The organism is Streptococcus sp. SM3 (assembly GCF_027497875.1).
Genome location: NZ_JAJNSA010000023.1, coordinates 1 through 14,335, shown reverse-complemented (window position 1 = coordinate 14,335; position 14,335 = coordinate 1). Strand labels below are relative to the sequence as shown.

The 14,335-nt window shown below is 43.5% G+C and carries 10 protein-coding genes; 7 read left to right on the top strand and 3 right to left on the bottom strand.

All coding sequences use genetic code 11. From position 1 onward, the window contains the following. The first annotated feature begins 28 nt into the window (after window positions 1-28). On the top strand, window positions 29-2,461 hold the full coding sequence (locus PAN06_RS05555; protein ID WP_269795817.1) for an ATP-dependent RecD-like DNA helicase: 2,433 nt from the start codon (window positions 29-31) through the stop codon (window positions 2,459-2,461). A 231-nt stretch (window positions 2,462-2,692) separates the two neighbouring features. Here PAN06_RS05555 and dinB read toward each other — a convergent pair whose 3' ends face one another. After that, window positions 2,693-3,799, bottom strand: a complete 1,107-nt coding sequence (gene dinB, locus PAN06_RS05550; RefSeq protein WP_269795810.1) for a DNA polymerase IV — start codon at window positions 3,797-3,799, stop codon at window positions 2,693-2,695. Between the two features lie 260 nt (window positions 3,800-4,059). On the opposite strand from dinB, the gene pflB reads away from it, so the two are divergent. The 6 genes from pflB (at window position 4,060) to PAN06_RS05520 (ending at window position 10,984) form a co-directional block, all read left to right on the top strand. Continuing rightward, a complete protein-coding gene (pflB, locus tag PAN06_RS05545) occupies window positions 4,060-6,375 on the top strand; it encodes a formate C-acetyltransferase (protein WP_049471905.1) in 2,316 nt (771 codons plus the stop codon). A 420-nt stretch (window positions 6,376-6,795) separates the two neighbouring features. Further along, window positions 6,796-7,554, top strand: coding sequence for a threonine/serine exporter family protein (locus tag PAN06_RS05540; RefSeq protein ID WP_269795809.1), 759 nt, complete (start codon window positions 6,796-6,798; stop codon window positions 7,552-7,554). Between the two features lie 4 nt (window positions 7,555-7,558). Next, window positions 7,559-8,026 (top strand): threonine/serine exporter family protein, encoded by a 468-nt coding sequence (locus tag PAN06_RS05535; protein ID WP_070659478.1) that lies wholly within the window; start codon window positions 7,559-7,561, stop codon window positions 8,024-8,026. A 106-nt stretch (window positions 8,027-8,132) separates the two neighbouring features. Next, on the top strand, window positions 8,133-8,357 hold the full coding sequence (locus PAN06_RS05530; protein ID WP_269795816.1) for a hypothetical protein: 225 nt from the start codon (window positions 8,133-8,135) through the stop codon (window positions 8,355-8,357). A gap of 192 nt (window positions 8,358-8,549) precedes the next feature. After that, window positions 8,550-9,722, top strand: coding sequence for a hydroxymethylglutaryl-CoA synthase (locus tag PAN06_RS05525; protein ID WP_269795808.1), 1,173 nt, complete (start codon window positions 8,550-8,552; stop codon window positions 9,720-9,722). Next, on the top strand, window positions 9,722-10,984 hold the full coding sequence (locus tag PAN06_RS05520; RefSeq protein ID WP_269795807.1) for a hydroxymethylglutaryl-CoA reductase, degradative: 1,263 nt from the start codon (window positions 9,722-9,724) through the stop codon (window positions 10,982-10,984). The genes PAN06_RS05525 and PAN06_RS05520 overlap by 1 nt, the downstream gene beginning before the upstream one ends. 333 nt (window positions 10,985-11,317) lie before the next feature. On the opposite strand, the gene PAN06_RS05515 is transcribed toward PAN06_RS05520, so the two are convergent. Beyond that, on the bottom strand, window positions 11,318-12,145 hold the full coding sequence (locus PAN06_RS05515) for a PrsW family glutamic-type intramembrane protease (RefSeq protein ID WP_269795806.1): 828 nt from the start codon (window positions 12,143-12,145) through the stop codon (window positions 11,318-11,320). After that, window positions 12,138-13,799, bottom strand: coding sequence for a C69 family dipeptidase (locus PAN06_RS05510; RefSeq protein ID WP_269795805.1), 1,662 nt, complete (start codon window positions 13,797-13,799; stop codon window positions 12,138-12,140). The genes PAN06_RS05515 and PAN06_RS05510 overlap by 8 nt, the downstream gene beginning before the upstream one ends. Between the last annotated feature and the right edge of the window lie 536 nt (window positions 13,800-14,335).

Genomic DNA, 14,335 nt, shown 5'->3' with positions numbered 1-14,335 from the left:
GCCTCGCTTTATAAAAAGGAAAGAAATGATGGAATATTATTTTTCTGGTACTATTGAGCGCATTATTTTTGAAAATCCTAGCAGTTTTTTTCGAATCCTCTTGCTCGACATCAGCGATACCGATGCCGAAGACTTTGATGATTTTGAGATTATTGTGACGGGCACCATGGCAGATATCATGGAAGGCGAAGACTACACCTTCTGGGGGGAGCTGGTCCATCATCCTAAATACGGAGAACAGCTCAAAATCAGTCGCTATGAACGTGCCAAACCCTCTAGCAAGGGCTTGGTGAAATATTTTTCCAGCGATCACTTTAAAGGAATTGGTCTCAAAACAGCCCAAAAAATCGTGGACCTCTATGGGGACGATACCATTGACAAAATTTTGGAGGCTCCTGAAAAATTAGAAGAAATCACAGGTCTCTCCAAGAAAAACCGCCTGGCTTTTGTAGAAAAACTCCGTCAGAATTACGGAACGGAGCGCATTCTCGCCCAACTAGCCAACTATGGCATTCCCAATAAATTGGCCTTTCAGATCCAAGACTTTTATAAAGAAGAAACCCTCCAGATCGTGGAGCAACAGCCCTACCAATTGGTGGAAGATATCCAAGGCATGGGCTTTAAAATCGCGGACCAATTGGCAGAAGAATTGGGCATTGCTAGTGACGCTCCTGAGCGTTTCCGCGCGGGTCTGATCCACAGCCTCTTTAGCTACTCTATCGAGACTGGAAATACCTACATCGAAGCCAAGGATCTCCTGCGCTATACCATTGACCTGTTAGAATCCGCTCGTCCAATAGAATTGGATCCTTCCACTGTCGCCCAAGAATTAGGACGCCTCATTGAGGAAGACAAGGTTCAAAATGTGGACACCAAGATCTTTGACAACAGCCTCTTCTTTGCGGAGGAAGGCATTCGCAGCCATATTGGTCGATTGTTGGAAAAAGGAAAGCAAGCTTCATTTGAAGCCGAGAAAATCAACCGGGCTATCGAGGCGGTTGAAAAAGATCTGGGGATTCGCTACGATGCCATTCAAAAAGAGGCCATTCACCAGGCTATCCAAAACAAGGTCTTTATCCTCACTGGGGGACCGGGAACAGGAAAAACTACCGTTATCAATGGGATGATCAGTGTCTATGCCCAACTCCACCAGTTGGATCTGCGGAAGAAAAAAGACCTGCCGATCCTGCTGGCTGCTCCAACGGGACGGGCAGCTAGGCGCATGAATGAGCTGACAGGACTTCCGAGCGCCACCATCCACCGCCATTTGGGGATGACAGGAGATGATGACACCAGCCACTTAGAGGACTATCTGGATGCAGACTTTATCATTGTGGACGAATTTTCCATGGTTGATACCTGGCTGGCTAATCAATTACTTAGCAACATTGCAACGGATACGAAACTCTTGATTGTGGGAGATGCCGACCAATTACCTTCCGTCAGCCCTGGTCAGGTCTTGGCTGATCTCTTGCAGATTCCGAGCATCCCTCAGACCAAACTGGAGCATATTTTCCGACAGAGTGAGGACTCGACCATTGTCTCACTAGCAGGAGATATTCGCCAGGGCAAGCTTCCTCAAGATTTCACAGAACGAAAAGCCGACCGCTCTTATTTCGAAGCCGGAAGCGAACACATCCCTAAGATGATCGAACAAATCACTTCTGCTGCCCTTCGTAGTCAAATCCCTGCTCGAGATATCCAAGTCTTGGCACCCATGTACAAGGGCCAGGCCGGCATTGACAATATCAATACGCTCATGCAAGACCTTCTCAATCCAGCTGTTAAAGATCAGGTGGTCTTTGACACGCCAGACTGCCAATACCGCGATGGAGACAAGGTCATCCATCTGGTCAATGATGCAGAAAGCAATGTCTTTAACGGAGATATCGGCTACATTACCGATCTTCTCCCAGGAAAATATACAGAATCCAAGCAAGATGAATTGACTATCCAATTTGATGGCAATGAAATCGTCTACCCGCGCAATGAATGGTACAAGATTCGCTTAGCCTATGCGATGAGTATTCACAAATCGCAAGGAAGCGAATTTCCTGTGGTGATTTTACCCATTACCAATCAAAGCCACCGGATGTTGCAGCGTAATTTGATCTATACCGCCATCACGCGCTCAAAGAGCAAGCTGATTCTCTTAGGAGAATACAGCGCCTTTGATTTCGCTACTAAAAATACAGGTACAGCGCGCAAGACCTATTTGGTTGAACGCTTCAAGGAACTGGACGGAGGCGAAGCAACCACAGACTATTCTTCATCCCTTGCAACGGCTTCTGCTACAGTCGAATCTGCACGAAGCAAGGAAGAAACTGTTGAAACGAAAGCAGAGACGTCTAAGCCTACTGTCTATCGACTGACTGAAGACAATCTCCACACTATCTCCCCCATGATCGGACTGACAGAAGAAGAGATTGCAGCCTTTTTTGACGTCAAACAACCTAATTGATACCCCAAAAATTAAAATAATATATTTTTTAAGACTCATTCAAATACAACTGAAACTTTCCGCCGTGAGAAAAGTGCTAGAAACACTATGGTTTCTAGCACTCGGGAGTTTTGAAACTTTAGGTTCAAAACTAAGTCATGGAACTTCGTAGAAGTTCGCTGACGTCCGTACTCACCTAAGGAAAGTTTCTAAGATGACTTTGTCATCAATCTCAGGCGACTAGTGAACAAACTAGTCGTCTTCTTTTTCTTCCACCAAAGGTAACTCGGTATGATCAACAAAGTTGGTCATGGTGACACCCAAGAGGCGGATTCCTGTATTTATCGATTCGATTTCTTGAAAAATGTGACGCGCTGAACGATTGATGCGCTCAGCATCTCGCGTTGGCTCCGTCAAGGTGATACGCTTAGTCAAGGTGGTAAAGTCTCCATAGCGCACTTTTAAGACCAAGGTCTTTCCTTGCTTACCATGTTTTTCCAGCGATTGGGCCACCTTACTGGACAGATTGGCAATTTCTTCTAAAATATCATCTTCTGCATAAAGGAGCTTGCGGTAGGTCCGCTCTTTTCCGATCGACTTGCGGATGCGGTGACTTTTGACAGGGCTATTATGAATCCCTCGCGCCTTTCGAAAGAGATCATAGCCAAATCGCCCAAACCGATCAATCAAAGTCATCTCCGGGATGACTAAAAGATCCGCGCCAGTATAGACACCCATCTCATGCAGGCGCTCCACTGTCTTCTTTCCTACTCCATGAAATTTGGCAATGTCCATTTGGCTCAGGAAATCCTCAGCGTCCTCCGGTAAGACCACCGTTAGGCCACGGGGCTTTTGGTAGTCACTCGCCATCTTGGCCAAAAACTTATTATAAGAAACACCCGCTGAAGCTGTGAGATGCAGCTCTTCCCAGATCGCATGCTGAATCAAGCGAGCAATCTTGACAGCTGATTTGCTCTGGATTTTATTTTCCGTCACATCTAGATAGGCTTCATCAATACTCATAGGCTCGATCAGATCTGTATAACGCTTGAAAATCTCACGGACCTGCTCACCTACTTCTCGGTATTTCTCATAATTTCCAGAGATAAAAATGGCTTGAGGACAAAGGTCCAGCGCTTCTTTAGAGCTCATAGCTGAATGAATGCCATATTTCCGTGCTTCATAGTTACAAGTCGAGACAACACCTCTCCCTCCTGACTGACGAGGGTCCTGGCCAATCACGACAGGCTTACCCTTTAAACTAGGGTTGTCTCTTTCTTCGACGGCAGCAAAAAATGCATCCATATCAATATGAATAATCTTGCGACTGGTATCATTCACTAATGGAAATATCAGCATTTTTCACCCTCCTTTCTTTCTATTATAGGAAGAAAATTTCAGAATTGCAAAAATCGGCTCTCCAGAAAACATGAAAATTGTTGAAAAACTGTGTTTGTTTTCAAAAATATAGTACAGTATCGCAGAGGATTTGAAACTGTATTACAAAAGAATCTGCTGTTTTTCGCAATTCGCCTTTGTGTAACCGATTTCTGTATGGTATACTACTATTGTAAGTGCAACAGATATAGTTGCTAGAAAGACAATAGAGGAAAATAAAAATGGTTGTTAAAACAGTCGTTGAAGCACAAGATATTTTTGACAAAGCCTGGGAAGGCTTCAAAGGTGAAGATTGGAAAGAAAAAGCAAGCGTTTCTCGCTTCGTTCAAGCTAACTACACACCATATGATGGAGATGAAAGCTTCCTAGCTGGTCCAACTGAACGTTCTCTTCACATCAAAAAAATTGTTGAAGAAACGAAAGCTCATTATGAAGAAACTCGTTTCCCATACGATAACCGTCCAACATCTATCGCTGATATCGCAGCTGGATATATCGATAAAGAAAACGAAGTGATCTTCGGTATCCAAAATGATGAATTGTTCAAATTGAACTTTATGCCTCGTGGTGGTATCCGTATGGCAGAAACTACTTTGAAAGAAAATGGATACGAACCAGATCCTGCAGTTCATGAAATCTTCACAAAATACGTTACAACTGTAAACGACGGTATCTTCCGCGCTTACACTTCTAACATCCGTCGTGCTCGTCACGCTCACACTGTAACTGGTCTTCCAGATGCTTACTCTCGTGGACGTATCATCGGGGTTTATGCTCGTTTGGCTCTTTACGGTGCTGACTACTTGATGGCTGAAAAAGCAAACGACTGGAACTCTATTACTGAAATTGATGAAGAATCAATCCGTCTTCGTGAAGAAGTAAACCTTCAATACCAAGCACTTCAAGAAGTTGTTAAATTGGGTGACCTTTATGGTGTAGATGTGCGTCGTCCTGCCTTCAATACAAAAGAAGCAATCCAATGGACAAACATCGCCTTCATGGCTGTCTGCCGTGTGATCAACGGTGCTGCTACTTCTCTTGGACGTGTGCCAATCGTTTTGGATATCTACGCTGAACGTGACTTGGCTCGTGGTACATTTACTGAATCAGAAATCCAAGAATTCGTTGACGATTTCGTTATGAAATTGCGTACTGTTAAATTTGCTCGTACAAAAGCTTACGACCAATTGTACTCAGGTGACCCAACCTTCATCACAACTTCTATGGCTGGTATGGGTAACGACGGACGTCACCGTGTTACTAAGATGGACTACCGTTTCTTGAACACTTTGGACAACATCGGTAACTCTCCAGAACCAAACTTGACAGTTCTTTGGACTGACAAATTGCCATATAGCTTCCGTCGCTACTGTATGCACATGAGCCACAAACACTCTTCTATCCAATACGAAGGTGTAACAACAATGGCCAAAGACGGATACGGTGAAATGAGCTGTATCTCATGTTGTGTATCTCCACTTGACCCAGAAAACGAAGAACAACGCCACAACATCCAATACTTCGGTGCTCGTGTTAACGTGCTTAAAGCTCTTCTTACTGGTTTGAACGGTGGTTACGACGATGTTCATAAAGACTACAAAGTATTTGATATCGATCCAATCCGTGACGAAGTTCTTGAATTCGAATCTGTTAAAGCAAACTTCGAAAAATCTCTTGACTGGTTGACAGACACTTACGTAGATGCTTTGAACATCATCCACTACATGACTGATAAGTACAACTACGAAGCTGTTCAAATGGCCTTCTTGCCAACTCACCAACGCGCTAACATGGGATTCGGTATCTGTGGATTTGCCAATACTGTTGATACATTGTCAGCAATCAAATACGCTACTGTTAAACCAATCCGTGACGAAGATGGCTACATCTACGACTACGAAACAATCGGTGAATACCCACGTTGGGGTGAAGATGACCCACGTTCTAACGAATTGGCAGAATGGTTGATCGAAGCTTACACAACTCGTCTACGTAGCCACAAACTTTACAAGAACGCTGAAGCAACTGTTTCACTTCTTACCATCACTTCTAACGTTGCTTACTCTAAACAAACTGGTAACTCACCAGTCCACAAAGGGGTATACCTCAACGAAGATGGTTCTGTGAACTTGTCTAAATTGGAATTCTTCTCACCAGGTGCTAACCCATCTAACAAAGCTAAAGGTGGATGGTTGCAAAACTTGAACTCACTTGCTAGCCTTGACTTTGGTTATGCAGCTGATGGTATCTCACTCACTACTCAAGTTTCACCACGTGCTCTTGGTAAAACTCGTGACGAACAAGTTGATAACTTGGTAACCATCCTTGATGGATACTTCGAAAACGGTGGACAACACGTTAACTTGAACGTTATGGACTTGAACGATGTTTACGAAAAGATCATGTCAGGTGAAGACGTAATCGTACGTATCTCTGGATACTGTGTAAACACTAAATACCTCACTCCAGAACAAAAAACTGAATTGACACAACGTGTCTTCCACGAAGTTCTTTCAATGGATGATGCCTTGAACTAAGATTCAAATAGATCTTAAAAAACCAGTCGGAAACGGCTGGTTTTTTTCATCCCCATCGCAAGAGTATTCTGAATTTTGAAAGAGTTTAAGAGCTTACTATATAGGGTTTGACAGCGCTTTCTCCAAGTGTTATAGTAGAGCTGTAAATAAGATAGAAGGGGTGATCCTATGTTTTTAACATTTATTTTCGCTATTATTTGGCTCTTTATCCTGATTGCACTGATCTTTTTAGCAACCCTTCTCGTCCAGGATAGCACCGTGCAGCACCACCACCCGAGTTAACGAATGATAAGCCTAAACAATAGCTATTCTAAACGAATTCAGAAAGGATAAGAAACAAACTAGAATTGTCAAATTTTAGTTCTGTCTCTCGTCCTTTTTTGCTATAATAGAAACAGATTATTTAGTAAGAAGGAAATTATGGAAGAGTCAAAACAGATCAACCAAGTGATCGACGTCCTGATGTTAGCTGGAACCCTCCTGATAGAGAGCGGTTCTGAGATTCACCGGGTCGAAGATACCATGATCCGGATCGCCCATTCACAGGGAATCGTCGATTGCAATGTTTTAGCGATGCCAGTCGCTATTTTCTTTTCAATTGAGAATGCCAATGTCACGCGCATGAAACGGATCTTGCGGACCAATTACAATATCGAAAAAGTCTGTGATGTCAATCAGATCTCTCGTCAACTAGTCTCTGGAGAGATCGATCTCGAGCAAGCCTACCAGGCCCTGAGCGAGTTAAAAAGAAAGCGTGTTCCTTATACCAATCTCCAGTTGACCATTGCAGCAACCCTCAGTGCGCCTTTCTTCTCCATCATGTTTGGAGGAAATTTCTACGATGCCATTGGAGCGGGTATTGCGACTGTCTTTGCCTTTGCTTTTTCTCTTGTCGTTGAGAAATACGTTCGCATTCCTTTTGCCACTGCCTTTGCGGCCGCCTTTGTCTTCGGTTTTTTGGCCCATATCTGGACGCGCTATAGTGGTTTTCCATCCAATACCGATCTCATTATCGCAGGCTGTGTCATGCCCTTCGTTCCTGGAATCGCTATGACCAATGCTGTCCGCGATCTCATGAATTACCACCTCAACTCTGGGATGAGTAAGCTCTTTGAGACTCTCCTCATTACTCTTGCCCTTGGTGCCGGTACAACCGTTGCCCTTGTCCTTATGAAATAAAATCATGAACCTAACTGAATTTTTAATCCAAGCGGTGGCCAGTTTGATTGCCATCATCACCTTTTTAATCGTCCTAAATGTGCAGCGCTCCATGCTGATTCCTGGAGGAATCTTAGGGATGGGCATCTGGCTACTATACTATATTCTAAAAGGTCCTACCAATGTTATCGTAGCAACCTTTATCGCCGCTATTGTGGGATCCTGCATTAGTCAGATTTTAAGTATCGTTCTCAAGACGCCTGTCGTGGTCTTTATGCTGTCCATTCTCGCCCCTTTGGTTCCTGGATATATTTCCTATCGGACCACTTCCTTCTTTGTCAGCGGCCAATATCGACAGGCAGTAACCAGCGTAACACTGGTTGTTATTCTGGCCTTGGTCATCTCCATCGGGATGGCTAGTGGATCTGTCGTTTTGAAACTCTACCATTCTTACCAACGCCATCAAAAAAGGAAAATGACCAATGCCAACTAGCATTGGTTTTTCAAAACTTATCTATTTAATCGCTTGTATTTTTGTTTAAAAGGAGTACAATGATAGTGAAATAACAAATCCTTTAAAGGATGCGAGGTGCTGTATGATGATAAACAAGTATATCAAGTATCTTCCTTATATGATTCTAGGAGCCCTCTCCTCCTATCTATTAGCGACTGATTATGCCCGCAATTCATTTGACTTGTTCTATCTGACCTTGAACTTTATGATTGTGAACATCGCTATACTCATCTTCTTCGAAAAAGTTCTAAGAGACAAATGCAAAGAACTCTTCATACGGGTCATGAGTAACCCTAAAAAAGATAGCTAAACATAAGATTTGAAAAGCCATCTGAGGATGGCTTTTTCTTATAGATTCTCTATTTTTCTTTGAAACATTGCAAAATCGGTCCCGAGAATGATTTCCTTGCTGATCTAGCTTTTTCAAGGGAGTTTTACCCTTAAATATGGTAAAATAGTAACGAAATATACTAGTAGATATCAAATAAAAAAGAGGTTAAGAATGACAATTGGGATTGATAAGATTGGTTTTGCGACGAGCCCTTATGTCTTGCGTTTAGAAGATTTGGCCGCTGCTCGTGATACCGATCCCGAAAAACTGAGCAAGGGTCTTCTCTTAAAAGAACAAAGTGTTGCACCGATCACAGAAGACATCGTCACATTGGCTGCTACTGCAGCAGATGATATTTTAACAGACGAAGATAAAGAAGCGATCGACATGGTGATTCTTGCGACAGAATCTGGAATTGACCAGAGTAAGGCTGCTGCTGTGTTTGTCCATGGCTTACTAGATATCCAGCCTTTCGCCCGCTCTTTTGAGATGAAAGAAGCCTGCTATGCTGCGACTGCTGCCTTGGATTATGCTAAACTCCATGTTGAAAAATTCCCACAGAGTAAGGTTTTGGTCATTGCCAGTGACATTGCTAAATACGGAATTGGAACTCCTGGAGAACCAACACAGGGGGCTGGAGCGGTTGCTATGCTGATCAGCCACAATCCTCGTGTTCTATCTTTTAACGATGATAATGTTGCCCAAACACGCGATGTCATGGATTTTTGGCGTCCAAATTATGCGACAACCCCCTTTGTGAATGGGATTTATTCAACACAGCAATATCTAGATTCTCTGAAAACAACCTGGGCGGAATACCAGAAACGGACTGGCCTTACCTTGACAGACTTTGCAGCCGTCTGCTTCCACTTGCCTTATCCGAAATTAGCTCTCAAGGGCTTGAAAAAAATCTTGGATAAGTCAGTATCAGAAGAGAAAAAAGATCAATTACAATACAATTTTGATCAATCGATTCTATACAGCCAACGCGTAGGAAATATCTACACTGGATCTCTTTTCTTAGGCTTGCTGTCACTACTGGAAAATGACCCCCAACTCAAAGCTGGGGACCGAATCGCCCTCTTTAGTTATGGAAGTGGAGCGGTTTCTGAGATCTTTAGTGCCAACCTTGTTCCTGGTTTTGAGCAACTCCTAGATCATAACCGTATGGACAAACTAGATCAACGGACGGTTCTTAGCGTTGCTGACTACGAACGACTCTTTTATGAGGAAGTAGATCTAGACTCTAGTGGCAATCAAGTGTTTGAACCTGCTACGCTTCAAACTTATGCTTTGACAGAGATCAAGGAACACCAACGCACTTACCAGAAAGTAGAAAAATAATGGCACGATTACCAGGTTTTGCAAAACTTTCGCCCACAGAACGCATAGAGGCCTTACTAAAGGAAGGCCTCTTAACTTGGGATGAAGCACAGATCTTAAAAGAACAAAAGGGACTCCCCCTCTCTATTGCAGATCAACTGACGGAAAATGTCTTGTCGACCTTTGATCTGCCTTTTAGCCTCGCTCCTTATTTTCTGATCAATGGTCGTGACTATGTCCTTCCTATGGTCACAGAAGAGCCTTCCGTCGTTGCTGCAGCCAGCTTTGCAGCCAAGCTCATCCAACGTTCGGGCGGTTTCACCACCCAAGTGCACCAACGTCAAATGATCGGTGAGATTGCTCTGACAGATGTTAGGGATGTGGAAATGGCTAGCAAGCGCATCCTAGAAGACAAGGAAACTCTTCTTCAGCTAGCTAATGAAGCCTATCCTTCTATCGTCAAGCGTGGAGGCGGAGCAAGGGATCTTTGGGTCGAAAACAAGGGGGACTTTCTCATTGTCTACTTGGCTGTCGATCCTAAAGAGGCCATGGGGGCCAATATGCTCAACACCATGCTGGAAGCGCTGACCGATCGCATCCAAGAACTCTCTAGTGGTCAGGCCTTAATGGCGATTTTATCCAACTTGGCCACGCGCTCTTTGGTGAGTGCACGGTGCACTATCGATTTTAAAGCACTGAGTCGAAATCCTGAGGAAGCCATTGAGATTGCTCACCGGATGGAGCTAGCTAGCCAACTGGCTCAAGTGGATCCTTACCGTGCAGCCACTCATAACAAGGGAATTTTTAACGGGATTGATGCCCTGGTCCTTGCTACAGGCAATGACTGGCGGGCCATCGAAGCTGGAGGCCATGCCTATGCTGCACAAAGTGGCCGATACAAGGGCTTGAGCCAATGGAAAAGTCAGCCGGAAGAGAAAAAACTCTATGGTGAGATCACCTTGCCAATGCCAGTTGCAACAAAAGGAGGCTCCATTGGCCTCAACCCTACGGTTCAAGTCAGCCACCGTTTACTAGGAGAACCTTCTGCTATCGAATTAGCCGGTATTATCGCGTCGCTCGGTTTGGCGCAGAATTTTGCTGCCCTAAAGGCCCTAGTCACCACAGGGATTCAAGCAGGACATATGAAACTCCAAGCACGCTCTCTAGCCCTTCTAGCAGGAGCTAAGGAAGAGGAAGTTCCCCGTCTGGTCAGCCAACTCCTTGAAAACAAACCCTTCAATTTAGAAAAAGCAAAAACACTCTTACAAGAATTGAGAAAATGAAAGAACTAAGATATGTTTTTCGTTTTCAGATTGAAGACAATGTCATTTTTGAAACTTTCCTTAGGTGAGTACGGACGTCAGCGAACTTCTTCGAAGTTCCATGACTTAGTTTTGGACCCAAGGTTCCAAAACTCCCGAGCGCTAGAAATAATCCAATTTCTAGCACTTTTCTCACTGCGGAAAGTTTCAATATATGTTTGAACGAGCCTACTGGTATTATCAGTTTTAATTATTCTTCATCACTTAGATTGTTTTATGTAAAAAACAGTTTGTTTACATTCTAAAAGAACTAAGACCGACGTCTTAGTTCTTTTATGTTTGTAAAAGATTTTCTTATTGTTTTAAAAATGGCAGATCGGGATGTTTCTTGGTATAGAGAACCACTTCGATAAAGGTCCCTACTTGGACGGCAAAGAGCAGTCCGACGAGAAGATTGATCCGATGGTCTGTTTCATAAAACGGAGAATTCCATAAGAAGTGATTGGCTACTGTCGAGACAACACACCAGAGTCCAAAGAGTTTTTCCTTTTGCTGGGTCACTTGAGACAACAAGAGGAAGACACCAACGGATACAACTGCTGTATAGAGGGCGTGTGAAGCTAATCCACCAGAAATACGATTAATGGCCTCAGTAACGGCGGCTAATTGGCTAGTTTTTGTTTGGCGGGCAACGTACCCTAAATCCTCAATGATTTGAAAACCAAAGCCAGAGCCCAAGCCTGCAATTAGAATCGCTTTTAGATCTTTCTTGCCAACCATCAAGACAACCCAAAAGGCAACCAGAGCCTTAAAGAATTCCTCAGAGAAGGGGGCTGTCAAGGCATCGGTCCACTTGTTAAAGACAGTGGCATCCTTGATCACATGGCTATTCATAATATCGATCAAGCTATTACCTGAAAAGCTCAACCAGCCTGCTACGAAGGCACCCCCAAACATAGCAATCCATAAGAGATAGGTTGGGACAGACAACTGCTTGGCCAATCGTTTTGAAAAGAGATAGAGTGGGATAATAATAGCAGCTAAGACAGACAAGTTTAAGACCAAATCTCTGCCGGCAGACTGGCTAAATTCTTGTTGAGAAAGATGACCGAGTTCAAACTCCAAGCCAATTCCTGCAAACAGTAGAAAAAGATAGATTGAGGCTCTTTGAATTTTAGTCATCTTGTTTTCCTCCCTTTTGTTTCTTTGAGCGAATCAGGTAGATCACAATCGCTAGAAGGGTTGCTCCGAACAAGCCTGCTGCTAAAATGTAATCATAGTCAAAATCAACTAGATCAATTTTCTCTTCATAAGCAGCATCTTCTTCGTCTTCTAGATCTTGCAGAGCACTTTTTCCGTGTTCATCTGCTACCTTTTGTTCTGCTTCTTTTCTAATTTCTTGCAAGCGTTCAAAGGTTTTCTCAGCTCTCGCTATTCCTCCCTCTGTTGCCTTCTTACTCGCTTCTTCAGGCTGAGAAGCAAGGGCAATTTGTTCCTGATCACTCAGATCTTGTTCAACCATCCACTGAGATTCCAACCGTTCCATTTCAGTACGAATCGCCCCATCTTCGAATAAATCAGGATACTTGGCTACAAGGTCATTGATTCTTGAAATGGTCCAATACCAGGAGCGGTCATTGTAATGATCCCCTAATTCTTGGTAGGCTTGATAGGTGTTGAGAATATTGCCATAGTACGGTAGGTAAGGAGCATTCCGCGGACTGCCCATCGACAGCCACATGGTGCCTCCACCCGCACTTGCTGGGACCTCGTCTTTCAGTTGGAAAATATGGGCCTCCATGACATTTGGATTGGAGATGGGGTATTTATAAACAGCATCAAACTCTCCTTTTTTCGGGATGCCTTTTCCATCCAACTCCATTTGATCCTGTGGTTTGTATTTGGTTCCTTCCAAACGATTGCGTTGGAGATTCATGGCATCGCGGAGTGTTAATTTCCGATCAGTTGTATGAAGAAGGTCAAAGGACGCATCGTCATATTTAACAGGAGAGCTTGGGTCTAGAGATTTGATCCCCGACCAAACCCGCGAGCGATCTGCTTCTTGCAAAGGCGGATTATAGGATTGAGAAACATGGAATTTTCCATCCACTTCCTTATAGCTATTTGCGTCCTTGGCGACTTTTTCAAGATCTTTTGAGGCAATCGTACGCTCTGTATCCGATAAATCAACATGGCCTAAGAAGAAAGTATTTGGAAAGACTGCAAAACGGTCTTCTGGAAAGAGAATGGCCGCATATTGGTGACCAGATAGGATTTCCATATACCAGACACCTTCTTTATCGGCAATGGTCACAATATTTCCTTCTGCAGCACCTTTTTCTTCAACGATTTTAGCAATGAGTTCAACCCCTTCTCTTGCGGTTTTCACACTTGGGAGAACAATGCTGGTTAAGCCGGATTCTGCCAAACCATCCTTGACATAGGGATCCACTTTTTGGATTTTGTCATTTGCTGAAGCAGATACAGTCGCAGAAATGGAAACCCCATATTCATTGAATCCTGCTTCGTCAAAAATTCCCTGATCTGGGGTGACATCTGGGACTGCTGTATACTTATAGCTAATCTCTGGCAAGGGATATTGAAAACCGTTGGCGGCATCCTCAAAGATGGCACCTTTTTTATTGTAGACACGCTCTCTGACCACAAAATTTTTATTATGGTTGGGCTCTAAATCTTCGGTACGTCCTACCAAGGTCGAGCCGTCGGCCGTCAGTTTCTTTCCGATGATGAACCCCGTACAGGCCTCAACAGGTTGAGCAATCAACAAAAGCGGAAGCAAGGCTGCTACAGCTGAGCGAAAATAGTGCTTCTTCATCCTAAACTCCTTTTTAAAAATGTTTTTCCTTATTTAGTATACTCTTTTACGATCCTGTTTTGCAAGCGATTCCACCAACCGTAAACGATTCGTAAACTATCAGAATTTTTGAGGGTAAACACTTTAAAAAAAGAAAGGATCGTTATTTTTTGCCAATCCTTAGAATATAGATAAAGTCAACTTAAAAACTTTCCTTAGGTGAGTACGGACGTCAGCGAACTTCTACGAAGTTCCATGACTTAGTTTTGAACCTAAGGTTTCAAAACTCCCGAGTGCTTGAAATTATCATGTTTCAAGCACTTTTCTCACGGCGGAAAGTTTTCGTATATCATGAATCATTTTAAAAATTAGTTCCTATACGTTTAGAGAGTGGGACAGAAATCCTAGCCTCTTAATTGTTTTTGGATTATCAAGCAAGACGCAGTGGTTGAGTGGGCTCTACTACGCTGATTTCATCAGCTTTTACAGCCCTACTCAACTGTGCGGAGGTGGGACGACGAAATCGAATTCTAACGAATTACCGATTTCTGTCCCAC